The organism is Streptomyces sp. NPDC021100 (assembly GCF_044333095.1).
Classification (GTDB): Bacteria; Actinomycetota; Actinomycetes; order Streptomycetales; family Streptomycetaceae; genus Streptomyces.
Genome location: NZ_JBIRQH010000004.1, coordinates 67,256 through 82,741, shown reverse-complemented (window position 1 = coordinate 82,741; position 15,486 = coordinate 67,256). Strand labels below are relative to the sequence as shown.

The following is a 15,486-nucleotide window of genomic DNA, read 5'->3' as shown; positions in this document are numbered from 1 at the left end:
CTCAGCCCTCCGTCAGCAGGCGGGGGATCTCGCCCTGCGCCCACCGGGAGACGCCGGCGAGACAGCCGACGGCCGCGTCGACATCCCCTTCGGCCGTCGCCCGCCCGGTCTGGCAGTCGAACCCCGTCAGCCCGGTGACGTCCTCGACGATGCCCGCCATGCGATACGCCTCCGCGACGATCCGCCGCGCCGCCTCGCCGTCATGCCGGTACGCCAGCGCGATCTCCGCCGACTCCCCGTCGTAGTCGAGCTGAACGCGCCCCACGTCACCGTTGCGCTCCAGCGTCAGGCCGTAGCGGAACTCCTCCGTGACCACAGGCCCGACCTCCGCACTCACCCGGCGCACGACCTCCTCCCACGCGGCGCGCTGCCCCGGCGTCAGGCTCATGGGCTCCGGCTCGGCCTCGGGATCGAAAGCGGCATTCCTGAGATCGAGCGATTCGGCGACCGTACGGCCGGGGAGCCGGCGGACGAAGGTGATGTCGTAGGGCATCGTGTAGGGTCACTTGTTTCGTGGAGTATCAGATCCAGACAGTAGTCGAGGTTCCCATACCGGCTGGTCAGCTCGGACGGTGGGGGTACTGCGCTTGCATGCCAGCCGTTCTCAGCAGGCACACCGTACGGCGATGTGCAGAACTGCGCACGATTATCGAAGCCGCGTGCGCGATCGTCCCCAACTTGATCACCGCACGAGCACTCCACACCAATTTCCGTCTTCTAGCACGCAGTTGCACTACAGGACGTCTCGTCGGATCCATGCAATGGGTCCGACGCTCCTGCGGCGCTTGGCGCCCGTGCGATGACCAGCCTTTCACCGCGTGTGAGTGGGAAGACTGCACCTGCCGACAGAAGTGACCATAGGAACCGCTTCCGCGTATAAGTGCGTCAAGGCGCCAGATTCGCACCTCCGCTCGTGATGTCAGTGGTGGCTGCCATGCTGACCGCATGACTCCGTGGAACCTGATCGACCTCGACGCGGCCCTGCGCGCGAGTTGGGCCGCTGACACCTGCTCGCCCGACGACCGAGCCGAATGGTGCCCCGCGAACCCCGCCCGGGGGCACTGCGACATCACGGCGCTCGTCGTGAACGACGTGTTCGGTGGTGACCTCATGGTCGGCGAGGTGCACCTCGACGGTGAGCAGCACGGCTTCCACTGGTGGAACAGGCTGGCCAGCGGGGTGGAAATGGACCTGACGCGCGAGCAGTTCCGGCGGGGGCAGACGGTGACCGCGGCGCGCGTCGTGGAGCGGCCGCCGGGTCCGCTCCGCCGTTGGGAGCAGTACCTCCTGCTACGCGAGCGGGTGATACGGCACCTCGGTCACCTGCCGGGGCCCGCCGCCTGACCGGGCGACGTCCTGGCAGCGCATGGGGGTGCGGGGGCGGAGCCCCCGCGGAAACGGCGAAAGGGTGGGGCCGGGGCGACACCCCATCACCCCAGCCACCGCACCTCGTACCCCTTCAACTCCACCGCCCGCCCGTCCACCCGCACCTGTACGTCCGCGTCCCGCGTGTTGACGACCACCGTCGCGTCCCGCGACGCGAGCGCCTGGACGTCCGTGCCGGCGCCCGTGACGTCCGGCCGGCGGACCTCCTTCCCCGGGGGGAACTCCCGGGCGAAGCGGGAGAGGAGGTCCATCATGGGCAGCCGCCCCCCGCCTCCGCCGAGCTCGGTAGGGCTCCAGAGGCAGCCGGGGCAGCTGCCGGTGCCGGTCTCGGGGTTCCAGTAGAAGGCGGCGGAGACGCCGGACTCGGCCATGTTCATCATGGCCGTCGCCTGGACGGCGACGCGGTGCTCCTCGGTCCAGCCGGCCCGGTTGTCCTGGGCGTCGGGGGGTTCGACGTACCACTCGGCCCACCAGACGGGCAGGCCGGTGGTCTTCCGCAGCCACGCGGTGACGTCGGCGAACTTGCGGGTGGCGCGGAACTCGTCGGGGAGGAGCCGGTTGCCGTCCCGGGTGTAGCTGGAGCCGTCGACGACGACGAAGTCGGCGCCCGCCTTGTGGCGGTTCCAGTACTCCAGGGCGTCGACGGCGCGCTGGTCGACGATCCCCCACGGGCCTTGCAGGGACGAGATGTTGGAGGCCGTGTCGGGCGGGTTGCTGTCCATGACGACGTACGGGCCGCCGATGAGGACGTCGTCCCGCTGTTTTCTGATCTCCTCGTAGACGAGGTTGTAGAGCTCGGTGTACCCCTCGTAGTCCCAGCGCTTACGGGATTCGTCGTAGAAGCCCTTGAGCTCGTTCCAGACGATGAAGTGGTGGACGTCCGGGTAGCGCTTGGCGACGACTCCGGCCAGTCGGGCGAAGTCCCGGTAGTGGCCGCGGTCGGGAGCCTTCTCCAGGGACTTCTGGGACCAGTCGGTGCGCGATCCGCCGCCCTTCATCCAGTCGGGGGCGCAGCAGAGGGTGAGGACGGGCGCCCCGCCGGAGCGGCGCATCAGGGCGACGCGGCGGTCGAGGTCGGTGAAGTTGTAACTGCCGGGCCTGGGCTCGGGGTTGTCCGCCCCCCAGCCCATGATGTGCTGGTTCTGCGGCAGGGACTCGGCTGCGAGCAGCTTGGCGGCGGTGCGCCGGGCGGTGTCCTCGCCGCGGTCGGCGCTGTACTGGGTGTGGGTGAAGCCCCATCCGACCTCGGCCCGCTCGTCGTACGGCGTGCCGTCCCGGGAGCGCCAGTCGGCGAGGATCGCGGCGAGCAGCAGGGCCAGGGCGCAGGCCACGACCGCGAGCAGGGCGGTCAGCCGCCACCGCCCCCGTTTCGGCAACGCCGGTCCCCCGGCAGCCGGTCGCCCGGCATGACGTCCCATCACCGGCCAGGGTATCGGCCGGAGGGGCCGGTCCGGGGGCTTCCGGCCGATCGGTGGTGGTGAGCGGTTTCGGGTGGTGGACGCTCCTGCCCCTGGGTATCCGTACTCAGTTCCGGTCCGACAAGTTGAGTAAGCCGTCCCTGCCGGCGGGCGGGGCCCGTGGCGTGGAATCGCCTCATGGAGAAACACCCGCCCCAGGAGCCGACCGTCGCCACCGTGGACACCCCGATCGCAGGGGTGAGCCACAAGGCGGTAGTGCGGCGGTGGCTCGTCCTCGCGGCCGCGGCCGCGCTGCTCTTCTGGGCGTGCACCGCGGTGTCCGACTTCTTCGAGAACCTCGACGGCGGTCCCGTACGGACCGCGGCGGACTACCGTACGCAGGACATCAGGACCCGTGAGGCAGGGAAGGCGGCTGTCGCCGGCCTCCGCCCCGGCGACGGCGACGCGTCCGGCCGGATGAGCAAGGAGAGCAGCACCTCGTGCGTCGACGACCTGGGGGCCGACGGCGACGGGGTGACCAGGGACCAGCCCCACTACACATGGAGCCTGGACTACGCGCGCAAGGCGGACTACCTGGCCGACCTCGACAGGCTCCGCACGTCATGGCGGCGGCACGGCTGGAAGGTCGAGGAGGTGCCGGATCCCGAGGACGCCGATCGCCCCACGCCGCGCTGGCCGGAGATCCGCACCGTCGCCGACCACGGCATCACCCTCTCCATGGGCACCAACCGGTACACGAACAAGCCCGTACTGTCGGCCGACGGCGGCTGCGTCCGCTACCGGACCGACCAGGGAGTCGCCGCCCGTGAGACGTCGGGCGCGGCCGGCGGCCGGACCCCCGCCCGGGAGGGCACCGTCACCTACGACGACGGCGTCCGCGTCTCCATCGGTCCCGTCCGGCCCGTCACCCTTCCCGCCGGCACGACGGACGACGGCACACCGGTGACCCACGCCTACCAGGTGCCCGTCATCGTGACGAACGGCAGCGGAGCCCCGGTGGAACTCCGCAGCTACGACATCGGGAGCCACAGGAACGCGAACCCCGGCGTCAAATGGCTCAACGGCTTTCCTGCAGAGCTCCATTCGGGGCAGCGGGAGGAGGTCGGGGAGGGCGAGTCGACGCGCCTGGAGTTCATGTTCACGGCGGAGAAGAAGCCCTCTCACCTGGAGTTCCTGTACCACCCCGGCGAGCTCCACCGGCCCTGCCCATGGGCCCTGTCCGTCCCCTGAACCGGCCCCCGCCCGTCAGTCCCCGTACACCGCCCGCAGCGCCTCCTCCGCCGCCGCCAGCGCCGCCGTCCGGTCCAGGCCGAGCCGGTGGGCCCGTTCGGCGTAGGCGCGGGCGGCGGTCGCGGCCTCGCGGTCGGCGGTGTCGCCGGGGGCGGCGACGAAGGTGCCGTTGCGGCCGTGGGTCTCGATCACGCCGTCCGCCTCCAGGGCCCGGTAGGCCTTGGCGACGGTGTTGGCGGCGAGGCCCAGTTCCTCGGCGAGGCCGCGGACCGTCGGCAGCCGGTGGCCGACGGGCAGCGCGCCGGAGCGGGCCCGGTCGGCGATGTGGGCGCGGATCTGCTCGTAGGGCGGTTGGGGCGCTTCCGGGTCGACGGTCAGGTGCAAGGCCACGTGGTCTCCTGGCTGGCTGGGCGGTGTGTGTCACCCATTGTGCGCCGTCCGTGGCCTCCGCTCGGTGTCCGCGGGCCCGGCCGCCGCCCCGCGCCCCCTCGCACCCGCGGGTCGATTCACACCCGTAGGTCGATCCCGCCCGTCCGCAGCCACCCGTCCAGTCCGAGGACGAGTTCGACGGCCCCCCGGTACTGGTCGCCGGACTCCTCCGAGAGGGCGTCCCGGAGCGCGTCCTCGCGGAGCAGCGGCCGGACGGGGGCGTCCCGGTCGGCGGCCAGTTCGCGGAGTTCGGCGCGGAGGGCGGCGCCGTAGCGCGGGTCCTGGGTGGCGGGGTACGGGCTCTTGACGCGGTCGGCGACGACGTCGGGCAGGACGTCGCGGACGGCGGCGCGCAGCAGGGACTTCTCGCGCCCGTCGAAGGTCTTCATCGACCAGGGGGTGTTGAACACGTACTCGACCAGCCGGTGGTCGCAGAACGGCACCCGCACCTCGAGACCGGTGGCCATGCTGGCCCGGTCCTTGCGGTCGAGGAGGATCTGGACGAACCGGGTGAGGTGGAGGTGACAGACCTCGCGCATGCGCCGTTCGAGACCGGTCTCGCCGGGCAGCCGGGGCACTTCGTCGAGGGCCTGGCGGTAGCGGGCGTCGACGTAGCCGGGCAGATCGACGGCGTCGAGGACGTCCTTGGCGAGGAGCGAGCCGAGGGCGCTGTCGCCGCCGGCGAAGGTGTGGGCGACGCCGGCCGCGACCCACGGGAAGGTGTCGGCGTGCACGGCCGCCGGGTCGTGGAACCACTTGTAGCCGCCGAACACCTCGTCGGCGGACTCCCCCGAGAGGGCGACCGTGGACTGTTCGCGTATCGCCTTGAACAGCAGGTAGAGCGAGGTGTCGCCGTCGCCGAAGCCGGTGGGCAGGTCGCGGGCGGTGAGCACGGCCCGCCGGTGGCCGCGGTCCATCAGGGCGGCGGTGTCGAGGACGATGTCCCGGTGGTCGGAGTGGACGTGCTCGGCGAGGGCGTGGGCGTACGGGCCGTCGGGGGTGCCGCGCAGGTCGTCGGGGACGAAGTGGTCGGTCTGGCCGGCGAAGTCGACGGAGAACGAGCGGACCGGCCCGCGGCCCGCTTCCGCGAGGCCCTTGGCGGCGAGGGCGGTGACGGCGGAGGAGTCGAGTCCGCCGGAGAGCAGGGTGCACAGCGGGACGTCGGCGACGAGCTGGCGGGCGACGATGTCGTCGAGGAGCTCGCGGACGCGCGCGACGGTGGTGGGGATGTCGTCGGGGTGCTCGCGCGCCTCCAGCGCCCAGTAGCGCCGGACGGTGGTCCGCGCGGTGGACCCGTCCCGGCGGATCCGGACGGTGTGGCCGGGCCGCACCTCGTGCAGCCCGTCGTAGACGCCGTGGCCCGGCGTCTTGACGAAGGCCAGCACCTCCGCCAGCCCCTCCGCGCCGACGGTCGCGCGGACGGCGGGGTGGGCGAGGACGGCCTTCTGCTCGGAGCCGAAGAGGACGCCGCCGGGCGTGGGGTGGTAGTAGAGCGGCTTGATGCCCATCCGGTCGCGGACGAGGAGGAGTTCCTCCGTGCGCGGGTCCCAGAGGGCGAACGCGAACATGCCGTTGAGGCGCTCGGTGAACGCCTCGCCCCATTCGAGGTAGGCGTGCAGCACGACCTCGGTGTCGCTGCTGGTACGGAACGTGTGGCCGCGGCCGGCGAGTTCGGCGCGCAGCTCGCGGTAGTTGTAGACCTCGCCGCTGTAGGTGAGGGCGAGCCGGGTGCGGCCGTCGTGCTCGACGAGCATCGGCTGCCGGCCGCCCTCGATGTCGATGACGGCCAGCCTGCGGTGGCCGAACGCGGCGTGGGTGTCCTGCCAGATGCCCGAGGCGTCCGGTCCCCGGCACTCCATCGTCCGCGTCATCGCCTCGAGCGCGGCGTGCGCCCCGGCGGTGGTGAGGTCCTGGTCGTAAGCGATCCATCCGGCGATTCCGCACATGGTCGCGGTGTCCCCTTTCGGCAGTCGCCCGGGGCTCTTCCGAGCGCTCCGGGGCACGGCTCGACCCCCGTCCGACGCGGACCGCCGCCTTCCGCGCGGGGCCGGCGACGGTTCGCGGGGGCGACGCTACGCCTCATAGATGCATGTACCAACCACACGTACGGAAAACCTTTCGCAAACCGATCGTTCTCCGCCATACGGTTCGCCGCATGCCTATCGCCCTCCGGGAGTTCACTCCCGCCGACGCCGAAGCCGTCGCCCAAGTCCGCCGCGCGGCGGTCCCGTTCATGGTCGTCACCGCCGAAGCGCTGCTCTGGGAACTGCGGACCGCGCCGCCGGAGCAGCGCTACCGGCTGCTCGTCGCCGAGACGGCGGACGGCCGGATCGCCGGCAGCGTCCGCATGGGTCTGTACACGGACGACGATTCCCGGCCGGACGGGCGGGCGTTCGCCTCGCCGTACGCCGATCCGCGGCTGGACGGGCCGGCCGCCGAGGCCGCCGCGTCGGCGCTGCTCGGGGCGGCCGAGGAGTGCCTGGCGGCGGCCGGCGCCGGCTCCGTCTACATCTGGGCGAACGACGACGGCCGCTCCCCCGCCCGGGCCGAGGCCCACGGCTACCGCCGGCTGCGCCGCGCCGGTTTCCTCCGGCTCGACCTCGCGGCCACCGAGCTGCCGCCCGCACCGGAAGCGCCCCGGGACGTCGAGCTGCGCCCCCTCGCGGACTTCGCCGACGACCCGCGCCCGATCCATGCCCTGGACACCGAGTGCGCGGCGGACGAACCGGCGGACGTGCCCGTCGTCGTCCCGCCGTACGAGGAGTGGCTCGACCGCGACTGGCGGCGGCCCGGCCTCGACCTCGCCCTCTCGACGGTCGCCGTCGTGGACGGCGTCCCCGCCGCGTTCACCCTCGTCCAGAGCGACGGCCACGGCCGCATGATGTCGGCCATGACGGGCACGGCGCGGGCCCACCGCGGCCGCGGCCTCGCCAAACTCGTCAAGAGCCGCGCCCTGCGGCGGGCGAAGGCGGCGGGCTGCACGGAGGCGTTCACGGGCAACGACGCGGGGAACGACCCCATGCTGGCGGTCAACGAGTGGCTCGGATACGTGTGGTCGGCGGCGGAGTGGCGGTACGTGCGGGAGCTCTGAGCGCGGGCCCGCGCGGCGGGGGCGGTTCGGCGCGCGCCTCCGCGTGCGCGTGCGCTGACGGCGACCTGTGCGCGTACGACGACGGGCCGCAACGGGGAACGAGCCGTCGGCGCGCGGCCCGGGGCCCCGCTCGTACGGGTGCGGCGGCGGCACACCCGGGTGGCCGGAACCCGACGGCACCACCGGCAGGTTCGGAACGCGCACGGCGACCGCACGCCGGAGCCGGCCGGCGTCCGCACCGAGGGACGCGACCGGCGTCAACACACCGGAGCCCACAGATAGTTGGGGACGTTCACATACTCCGGCGCGCCCGGCCGCAGCATCGGGGTGAGCACGGCGCGGACCGGCAGCCGGGCGGCGTCCAGCAGGCGGGTGCGGAGGACGGCCGCGGCGCCGGGCGGGAGCCGGTGCAGGGCGTCGTCGAGGCGGTCGCGCAGCAGGCGGAGGCCGTCGGCGCGGTCCGTCCCGGTGAGCACGGAAAGGGGCTCCACCGCGCACCGCCGCAGGGCGCCGGCGGCGAGGAGGTCGGCGACGGGACCGTCGTGCCCGGCGAGGATCCCCCGGTCGGCGAAGCCGAGGAGGTCCGCGGCCTCGCCGCCGAGGCGGGAGGCGAATCGCACGCCGTTCACGCGGGGGCCGGCGTGGTCCCGGTAGAGCAGCCGCAGCCGGGTGCGGCCGCGGTGTTCGTCCAGGACCAGCGCCAGGTCCCGGGGGTGGGTCTCCAGCGCGACGCCGTAGGAGAAGAGGGTGGTGCACCAGTCCAGCAGCAGCGTCAGATAGGCGTCGGCGAAGGCCCGCGCCGAACCCCCGTAATAGCGCCGGGCGAGCGCGCCGGCGACCGGTTCCCCGTCGGGCGTCCGGGCGGCCAGCGCGGCGACGGGCACGACGTGGACGTCGGCCGGTTCGTACGGGTCGCGGCGCACGCGGGCGGTGAGCAGCGGGTGTCCGGCGTGCAGGTGGGTGTCCGCGGCGGCGGGGAGGACGGAGCCGACGAAGCCCGGCTCGCACAACAGGACTTCCTCCAGGACCCGTTGCGTCACGACGCCGTCGGCGAGCGCGGCGGGGGCGGGTGATGTGCCGTCGGGGAGCGGCAGTTCGAGCCGGTACTCCGGCGCGTCGACGAGGACGAGGACGCCCGCCGACCGGGTCGGCACCACGTCCGCCCAGGGCTTCTCGGCGAGCCGCGCCGCACCGTCCAGGCCGGTGGCGCGCAGCGCCCGGGCGAGCGGCGGGCCGGCGGTCAGCGGGTGGACCGGCAGCATGGTGTGGGTGGCGGTGAGTTCGGGGAGCCCGAGGGCGTCGGGGGCCGGCCACCAGGGCGGCGGCTCCCCCGGGCCCCGCTGGACGGCCGCGCGGGGCAGGGCGACCCAGCGGAGCCCGAAGCAGGGGTGGAACTCCGGCTCGTAGACGGCGAGTTCGGCGGTTCGCGGCCGGCCCGTCGGGGGGTCGGGCCGGCGGGCGGCGAGGGCGTCGTACGCGAGGGCGCCGCGCGGTCCGGTCCACGCGGCGGCGCTCCGCCCGTACGCGGCGGCCAGCCGTTCGGCGACGTCCTCGTCGGTCCGCTCGCGGAGCCGCAGGGCGGCGAGTTCGGCGGCGCACGCGGCGGTGAGGGCGTCGAACCCGGCGCGCTCCCGGGGATCCGTCGCGGGGCGCAGCCGCTCCAGCACGGCGTGCAGGCCGGTGACCGGGCCGTCCACGGTCTCCAGCAGGGGCGCGCGGACCCGCGCCACGCCTCCCGGGCCGTCGTAGGCGACCGGAAGCAGGATCGTTTCCCCGGCGATGGTCAGCGCCAGCCGCTCCCCGTCCGGCCGGCTCACGGCCCGCGCCGTGCCGCGCAGCCGGCAGACGTCCTCGCGCAGCAGGGCGTCGAGGACGCGGACGACGAGCCGGCCCTCCACGTCACCACCCGGGCCACCACCCGGGGGCCGCCCGCTCATACGACTCCCTCCCGCGCGCGGTGCGGCGGGGTGGGCGCACGGAAGGGGAAGCGATCGGTCAGCCGCACGGGAACGCCTTTCGGGCCGGGGCGCGAGGACAGGTACCGCGGGGGCGCCGCGGGTACGCCGAGGGGACCCTCGGTGGTCCGGGGTCGGTCGGGAAGCTCTGCGGAGGGTGCCGGGTGCGCTAGACGGGGATCGCGACGCCGACGGCGATCGCGTGCAGCGGCGCGGGGCGCGCGCGGAGACGGTTCTCACTCACGGGACCGACCTTAGGTTAGGCAACCCTAACCCTGTCAACGAGGTTAAGCGATATGCCACTTACACCCCCATATATCCCGACGGAGCGAAAAGCCGCTTGTCCACGCCGCCCCGCCCTGGAACGGTCGTCCCATGCCGCAGACCACCGTCCGCCCCCTGCACGCCGGCGAATGGCGCCTCTACCGCTCCGTCCGCCTGGCGGCACTCGCCGACGCCCCCGAGGCGTTCGGCTCCACCTGGGCCGCCGAACGAGCCTTCCCGGAGGAGAGGTGGCGAGAGCGCCTCTCCCGTCGGAACACCTTCCTCGCGGAACGCGACGGCACCCCCTGCGGCCTGACGTCCGTACTCCTCACCGCGCCCCCGACGGCCGAGCTCGTGTCCTTCTGGGTCACCCCCGCCGCCCGCGGCTCGGGCACCGCCGACCTGCTCCTCGACACGGCCCTCGCCCACGCGGCCGCCCACGCCCGCACCGAACTCCGCCTCTGGGTCACCGCCGGCAACGCCCGCGCCGAACACTTCTACCTGCGCAGGGGCTTCACCCGCACGGGAGAATCCCAGCCCGTCCGCCCGGACGAACCCCACCTGGAGCACGCGATGACCCGCCCGACGACCGACGGCTGACGCACGCCGCAGCACACTCAGGCGAGGGTGCGGCAGAGATCCTCGTACCGCCCGCTCAGAGCGAGCAGCCGCTTGGTGTTCCGCCCGTTCTCGTCGCCGAAAAGCACGCTCATGTGATCCCGCGCGACGATCCACCGGTGCGCGGGGCGGTCCCCTCCCTGGAAGCCCGTGGCCCAGCCGTACCCCGACATGACGAACGTCCCGGGACGCCCCGGCGCGTAGCGCATCACCGCCGTACCGGAGACGTCCCGGTCGACGGACTTGCCCGTCCGCAGACTGGTGGCCCGCAGCGCCAAGGCACCGGACTCGACCGCGTAACGCGGGTTGCCCTCGGCGTCGTTCCACGTCTTCACCGTCAGATCACTGACCGGGAACTCGGCGCGAGCGGGAAAGGAACAGACGTCCCCGGCCGCGTACGCGAACGGCACCGACCCCGGATGCGTCACCACCGGCCCCCGCCCCCCACCGGCCGCGGCCTGCCCGACACCCCCGAAGCCTGCCAGCACCCCGAGCACGACGCCCCCGACCACCGCCGCACGCCTACCCTTTCGCCTCGCCCCTCGCACGGATCCCTCCCCGAAACGGTGACCTCGCCAGCCTAGGACGGCCCCCGGACCCGAACCACCTTTCCCCACAAGGCACGCAAGCGGCCGCGCTCACTTACGCACGAGTTCCCCGCCCCACACCCCCTCCCCGTACACCCGGCCGGGAGACCAGTCGTGCGGCACAGGGTCCCGGCCACCGGGAGGGGCGACGGCCGAGGCCCTGCCCGCAGGAACGGTCAGACCGCCTGCCTGCGCCAGGTGTCCAGCACGGTCCGGACGGCGCTGGAGACCTCGCCCTGCCGGCCTTCATCGGCCCACAGGTGCGCGTCGTGCTCGGTGAGCCTGATCGTCTGCCCGGTGACGACGGCGACGAAGTTGAACTGCCGGGTGCGGCGCCCGGAGCCGGAGCGGTAGTCGAAGTGCCCCAGGTAGCCGCCGACCTCTGCCACTGTCAGGCCGGTCTCCTCGGCGACCTCGCGCCGCAACGCCTCGATCAGGCTCTCGCCGGGCTCGACGCCACCGGAGGGCATCTCCCACAAGCCGCCGAGGTAGTCGTCGGCGGGGCGGTGCAGCAGCAGCACCTTGCCACCCTCGTCAGCGATGACGGCGCCGACGACGCTCTTCTCGACGCCGTCGCGCTCGGCGGTGCGGACGAGGGCGTCCAGAAGGTCGGGGGTGACGGTGGAGGAGGTCACGTCAGGTCCTTCGCGTGGGTGGCGACTTTGGCGATGGCGGTGGTGTAGGCGTCGGCCAGGCGGACTTCGCCCTCGCGATGCCACACCGGCAGCTTCAGCGTCGTGGCGTGCACGTGGTCCGCCACCGGGAAGCCGTCGGCGGGCAGACCGCGGCCGCCAGCGTAGCCGGGCAGCAGGACGCCTGGGGTGCGGAACAGCGGGTGGGTGTGCAACGGGCGGGTGGCCCCGGGAAGGTCGGCCTCGGTGGCGCCTTCGGCTCGGAGGGCGTCGAGGAACCGTTCGATCGGCAGGCCGCCGAGTTCGGCCGGCTCGTAGCGCAACGGCAGCGCGTACCACGACGGCTGTGCTGCTGCCGGCAGGTCGGGGACGCGGATGCCGGGGACGCCGTCCAGGGCCGCGCACATCCGGCCTGCCACCGCCCGGCGCCCGCTGAGGTGGTCCTCCAGACGGGGTGGATGCGCAGCTTCAGGCCCATGCCGGTGGTCGCGAAGCGGGCGAGCGGATGGTGGGCGGGGATCTCGCGGCGGCACCGCTTGTTGTACTGGCCGTGCAGCAGCACCCGGTAGTACAGCTCGGTGTCGTCGGTGGCGACGAACCCGCCCTCGCCGGCCGAGAGGGGCTTGGGGCCGTTCAGGCTGAACGCGGACGCGGCGCCGAAACTGCCGGTGCGCTGGTGGTTCCAGGTGGCGCCATGGGCGTGGGAGCCGTCCTCCAACAGCAGCAGCTCATGCTCGTCGGCGAACGCGGTCAGCGCGTCCATGTCCTCGGGCAACCCCCACAGGTGTACTACGACCACGGCCTTCGTCCGGGCGGTCAGCCGACGAGCGGCGTCCTCCAGGTCGAGCCGGCCGCGGTCGTCGACGTCGGCGAGAACGGGGTGAGCACCGAGGTGGAAGAGCGGGGTGGCGGTGGCGTGGAAGGTCAGGGCCGGGACGATGACCTCGTCGCCGGGGCCGATCCCGGCGGCCGCGTACATCGAGTGCAGCGCGGCCGTCCCCGTGCACGTGGTCACCACGTGCCGGACGCCGAGGTAGGAGGCGAGCGCGTCCTCCAGGTCGGCGACGATGCCGGAGCGGTCGGGGATCGAGACGGCCGTCTCCAGTTGGGCGGCGACCGCACGTCGGTCGGTGTTCTCGATCGGCGGCCACACGAAGTGCGGGCCCGGTGCCGTCACGACAGGCCGGCCGCCGAGCAGGGCGAGCGGGGAGTCGTTCATGCCGGGAACTCCCTCGGCTCGACCGGGCGGTTGGTGGCGGCGGACGCGTAAGCGGCGGCGAGGAACGCGGCGTGCGGCAGGTGGGCGGCCGGGCCGGACGGGTTGGGGGCGGTGCCGTCCAGGACGCGGCAGAAGCGGTCGATCAGGGTGGCGGGCGGGCAGGGCCAGGCCGGCTCGCGCCGCAACGCCTCGACGACCTGCCCGCCGGGGTCGAGGAGGCGGACGGTGCCGCGCTCGACGGCGAGCGTGCCGTGCGGGCCGGTGACGGCCAGGCGCTCGGTCTTCGGGCCGGCGGAGCGAGAGACCAGCAGCGAGCCGTACAGGCCGGAGTCGTAGGCGAGGTGGACCAGGGCGGTGTCCTCCGCGTCGTACTCGGCACCCGGCACGGCGGCAGCCGAGGTCCCCGCGAGGACGCGGTCGGGCAGCCCGAGATACCACAGGAGCAAATCGATGAGGTGGTAGCCCATGTCCGCCAGGCACCCGCCACCGGCGAGCTTCGCACGGCCACGCCAGCCGGCGGCCGGGTCGGGGCGGTGGAAGGTGTACCGGGCCTCGACCAGGTACGGGCTACCGATCCGCTCCAGCAACTGGAGGCCGGCGGTATAGACGGGGTGGAAGCGACGCTGGACGGTGACCATCAGCTCGATCCCCGCCTTCTCACACAACCCGGCCAGTTCGGTCGCCTGGTGGGGGTCGGTGGCGAACGGCTTCTCCTTGAGCACGTGCACCCCGGCCTCGGCACACGCGGCGACGACCTCCCGGCCCGCGTGGTGCGGCACCGCGGCGATGACGAAGTCCGGCCGGGCCTCCCGGAGCAGGCGCTCGACGGTGGTGAAGCCGGGCACCTGATGCCTGCCGGCCACGGCGGCCACCCGGTCTGCGTCGATGTCGCAGACCCCGACGAGCTCGGCGCGGTGGCACTGGGCGAGTCCGGGCAGGTGGTCGCTGGTGGCCTGGCCGCCGAGCCCCACCATTGCGGCCCTCTTGCGCGCGTTCATCGCTACATCTCCCTTCGGATGCGCGGGGGCGACCCGCCCGTCCGAGCCGCCTGCTCTTCGAGGACACCGCGGCCGCATCGTGAGCGGCAGGGGCGTTGCCGTGCGCCGCAAAGCCGTTTGCACTCCGTGCAAAGCCCCTCACGGGCCCGGTGGATGCGGATACGGTGTGCGGCGGCGCACTCCCGGCGAGCGGGGGACGGGTATGGACGCGGTCAGAGCACAGTCGGCACCGGCGGTGGACGGCAGCCCCGGGGAGCTGGTCCGGCAGGCGCGCAAGAAGCAGGGCCTGACCCTGGCCCGGCTCGGAGAGCTGACCGGCTACTCCGCGGCCCAGGTCTCCCGTTACGAGCGCGGCGTCTCGTCACTGACCGATGTCACCGTGCTGCGGCGCTTCGCCGTCGCCCTGAGCCTCCCGCCGCAGTCCCTCGGCCTGACCCCACAGCCGGCCGTCCGGCACGGGTGCGCGATCGGCCCGACCACCGCCTACCCCCGCCTCCCGGGCCCTAGGGTGGCGGGAACGGCTCGCCGAGAAGACGGGGAGGACCCGGTGCGGCGCAGGAAGTTGCTCGCGAATCTCGCGGTCACGGCGGCCGCGGCCGTCGGCGCCCCCGTCCTGCCCACCGGCAAGGCCCCGGGCGAGGACGCGGCCGTCGGCGAGACCTTGGTGGCTCGCGTGCGAGACGCCATGCTCGGCCTGCACGCTGACGTCGCCGTGCCGCCCACGGCGGTCCTGCGCGCCGACCTGGCCCGCGCCTTCACCGACTTCCACGCCTGCGCGTACGAGAGCCTGTCCGTGCGGCTGCCCCGGCTGATCTGTGCGGCCCACGCCCGGGCCGACGGCCAGGGCGTCGAGGAGGACGGGCTGCTGGCCCACAGCTACCTGCTGGCTACGCGCATGCTGATCAAGTTGGACGAGCAGCAGCTCGGCTGGATGGCCGCCGACCGCGCCCGCCAGGCCGCCGAAACCACCGGCGAACCGCTGCTGGTAGCGGAGGCCGCGCGGCAGCTCGCGGTTCTGGCCCGCAAGGCCGACTGGCACGATCAGGCTCTGTCCATCGCCCTGACGGCCGCCGACCACCCCGCCCTCCGCGGTGGTGAGCCGGCGCTGGCGGCCCAGCGGGGTCTGCTGGTCCAGTCCGCCGCGTACACCGTCGCCCGCGCCGGCGACGCGGCCGGGATGCGGGAGCTGACCGGCGAGGCCGCCGCCATCGCCCGGGAGCTCGGCCCGGCCGCGGTGCTGCGGGATCACGGCGGCGGATTCAGCCCCGTCACCGTCCAGCTCCACCTGGTCTCCGCCGAGAACTCCGCCGGCGACCCCTCCGCCGCACTCGCGGCAGCCAAGGCGGTGGTGCCCGGGAGCCTGCCGAGCACCGAGAGGCGAGCCCGCTACTACACCGACGTCGCCACCGCCCTCGCCCGCTCGGGCCGCCGGGACGACTGCATCCGCGCCCTCCTGGCCGCCGAACACCACGCCCCGGAAGAGACTCACGCCCGCCCGGCGGTGAAGTCCTTGGTCTCCGGGCTGCTGGTCTCCGGGCGGACGACCACCGAGCTACGCGGGCTCGCCGCCCGAGTCGGTGTCCTCGCCTGACGGCCCGATCGCCGGACACGACGGACCATCACCGTCGTACGGTCCGAACAGGCCCTCCCCCCTCACCC

Annotated in this window: 14 protein-coding genes; 5 read left to right on the top strand and 9 right to left on the bottom strand. The window is 73.7% G+C overall.

Translation table 11 applies throughout. The features are described 5' to 3' along the window. Window position 1: 1 nt before the first annotated feature. Window positions 2-493 (bottom strand): hypothetical protein, encoded by a 492-nt coding sequence (locus tag ACH4PU_RS09800; protein WP_398268699.1) that lies wholly within the window; start codon window positions 491-493, stop codon window positions 2-4. Between the two features lie 452 nt (window positions 494-945). On the opposite strand from ACH4PU_RS09800, the gene ACH4PU_RS09795 reads away from it, so the two are divergent. Continuing rightward, window positions 946-1,344 (top strand): hypothetical protein, encoded by a 399-nt coding sequence (locus ACH4PU_RS09795; RefSeq protein WP_398268696.1) that lies wholly within the window; start codon window positions 946-948, stop codon window positions 1,342-1,344. A gap of 86 nt (window positions 1,345-1,430) precedes the next feature. On the opposite strand, the gene ACH4PU_RS09790 is transcribed toward ACH4PU_RS09795, so the two are convergent. After that, a complete protein-coding gene (locus ACH4PU_RS09790; RefSeq protein WP_398268693.1) occupies window positions 1,431-2,804 on the bottom strand; it encodes a xylan 1,4-beta-xylosidase in 1,374 nt (457 codons plus the stop codon). A 177-nt stretch (window positions 2,805-2,981) separates the two neighbouring features. Between ACH4PU_RS09790 and ACH4PU_RS09785 the strand changes: the two genes are divergently transcribed. Then, window positions 2,982-4,034 carry a hypothetical protein gene (locus ACH4PU_RS09785; RefSeq protein ID WP_398268690.1) on the top strand — a complete coding sequence of 351 codons (1,053 nt, stop codon included), beginning with the start codon at window positions 2,982-2,984 and terminating at the stop codon, window positions 4,032-4,034. A 15-nt stretch (window positions 4,035-4,049) separates the two neighbouring features. On the opposite strand, the gene ACH4PU_RS09780 is transcribed toward ACH4PU_RS09785, so the two are convergent. After that, a complete protein-coding gene (locus tag ACH4PU_RS09780) occupies window positions 4,050-4,424 on the bottom strand; it encodes a GntR family transcriptional regulator (protein WP_398268687.1) in 375 nt (124 codons plus the stop codon). 116 nt (window positions 4,425-4,540) lie between these two features. Further along, complete coding sequence (gene asnB / locus ACH4PU_RS09775; protein ID WP_398268684.1) at window positions 4,541-6,409, bottom strand: asparagine synthase (glutamine-hydrolyzing); 1,869 nt, start codon at window positions 6,407-6,409, stop codon at window positions 4,541-4,543. Window positions 6,410-6,618: 209 nt separating this feature from the next. On the opposite strand from asnB, the gene ACH4PU_RS09770 reads away from it, so the two are divergent. Beyond that, window positions 6,619-7,554, top strand: a complete 936-nt coding sequence (locus ACH4PU_RS09770; protein ID WP_398268681.1) for a GNAT family N-acetyltransferase — start codon at window positions 6,619-6,621, stop codon at window positions 7,552-7,554. A 257-nt stretch (window positions 7,555-7,811) separates the two neighbouring features. Here ACH4PU_RS09770 and ACH4PU_RS09765 read toward each other — a convergent pair whose 3' ends face one another. Continuing rightward, window positions 7,812-9,491, bottom strand: coding sequence for an IucA/IucC family C-terminal-domain containing protein (locus ACH4PU_RS09765; protein WP_398268678.1), 1,680 nt, complete (start codon window positions 9,489-9,491; stop codon window positions 7,812-7,814). 393 nt (window positions 9,492-9,884) lie between these two features. Between ACH4PU_RS09765 and ACH4PU_RS09760 the strand changes: the two genes are divergently transcribed. Further along, on the top strand, window positions 9,885-10,373 hold the full coding sequence (locus ACH4PU_RS09760) for a GNAT family N-acetyltransferase (RefSeq protein WP_398268675.1): 489 nt from the start codon (window positions 9,885-9,887) through the stop codon (window positions 10,371-10,373). A 17-nt stretch (window positions 10,374-10,390) separates the two neighbouring features. Here ACH4PU_RS09760 and ACH4PU_RS09755 read toward each other — a convergent pair whose 3' ends face one another. The 4 genes from ACH4PU_RS09755 to ACH4PU_RS09740 form a co-directional block, all read right to left on the bottom strand. Next, window positions 10,391-10,903, bottom strand: coding sequence for a hypothetical protein (locus ACH4PU_RS09755; protein ID WP_398268672.1), 513 nt, complete (start codon window positions 10,901-10,903; stop codon window positions 10,391-10,393). A gap of 251 nt (window positions 10,904-11,154) precedes the next feature. After that, window positions 11,155-11,613, bottom strand: a complete 459-nt coding sequence (locus ACH4PU_RS09750; RefSeq protein ID WP_398268669.1) for an NUDIX domain-containing protein — start codon at window positions 11,611-11,613, stop codon at window positions 11,155-11,157. Window positions 11,614-11,707: 94 nt separating this feature from the next. Then, window positions 11,708-12,829 carry a DegT/DnrJ/EryC1/StrS family aminotransferase gene (locus ACH4PU_RS09745; protein ID WP_398268666.1) on the bottom strand — a complete coding sequence of 374 codons (1,122 nt, stop codon included), beginning with the start codon at window positions 12,827-12,829 and terminating at the stop codon, window positions 11,708-11,710. After that, window positions 12,826-13,827 (bottom strand): Gfo/Idh/MocA family protein, encoded by a 1,002-nt coding sequence (locus tag ACH4PU_RS09740; RefSeq protein ID WP_398268663.1) that lies wholly within the window; start codon window positions 13,825-13,827, stop codon window positions 12,826-12,828. Before ACH4PU_RS09740 ends, ACH4PU_RS09745 begins: the two co-directional genes overlap by 4 nt. A 202-nt stretch (window positions 13,828-14,029) precedes the next feature. Between ACH4PU_RS09740 and ACH4PU_RS09735 the strand changes: the two genes are divergently transcribed. After that, window positions 14,030-15,418, top strand: a complete 1,389-nt coding sequence (locus tag ACH4PU_RS09735) for a helix-turn-helix domain-containing protein (protein ID WP_398268661.1) — start codon at window positions 14,030-14,032, stop codon at window positions 15,416-15,418. Window positions 15,419-15,486: the final 68 nt, after the last annotated feature.

Bases quoted from the DNA above. Each gene is read 5' to 3' on its own strand.
- ACH4PU_RS09765 (WP_398268678.1), bottom strand. From the start codon at position 9,491: ATGAGCGGGCGGCCCCCGGGTGGTGGCCCGGGTGGTGACGTGGAGGGC.
- ACH4PU_RS09760 (WP_398268675.1), top strand. From the start codon at position 9,885: ATGCCGCAGACCACCGTCCGCCCCCTGCACGCCGGCGAATGGCGCCTC.
- ACH4PU_RS09800 (WP_398268699.1), bottom strand. From the start codon at position 493: ATGCCCTACGACATCACCTTCGTCCGCCGGCTCCCCGGCCGTACGGTC.
- ACH4PU_RS09795 (WP_398268696.1), top strand. From the start codon at position 946: ATGACTCCGTGGAACCTGATCGACCTCGACGCGGCCCTGCGCGCGAGT.
- ACH4PU_RS09770 (WP_398268681.1), top strand. From the start codon at position 6,619: ATGCCTATCGCCCTCCGGGAGTTCACTCCCGCCGACGCCGAAGCCGTC.
- ACH4PU_RS09740 (WP_398268663.1), bottom strand. From the start codon at position 13,827: ATGAACGCGCGCAAGAGGGCCGCAATGGTGGGGCTCGGCGGCCAGGCC.
- ACH4PU_RS09735 (WP_398268661.1), top strand. From the start codon at position 14,030: ATGGACGCGGTCAGAGCACAGTCGGCACCGGCGGTGGACGGCAGCCCC.
- asnB (WP_398268684.1), bottom strand. From the start codon at position 6,409: ATGTGCGGAATCGCCGGATGGATCGCTTACGACCAGGACCTCACCACC.
- ACH4PU_RS09785 (WP_398268690.1), top strand. From the start codon at position 2,982: ATGGAGAAACACCCGCCCCAGGAGCCGACCGTCGCCACCGTGGACACC.
- ACH4PU_RS09790 (WP_398268693.1), bottom strand. From the start codon at position 2,804: ATGGGACGTCATGCCGGGCGACCGGCTGCCGGGGGACCGGCGTTGCCG.
- ACH4PU_RS09745 (WP_398268666.1), bottom strand. From the start codon at position 12,829: ATGAACGACTCCCCGCTCGCCCTGCTCGGCGGCCGGCCTGTCGTGACG.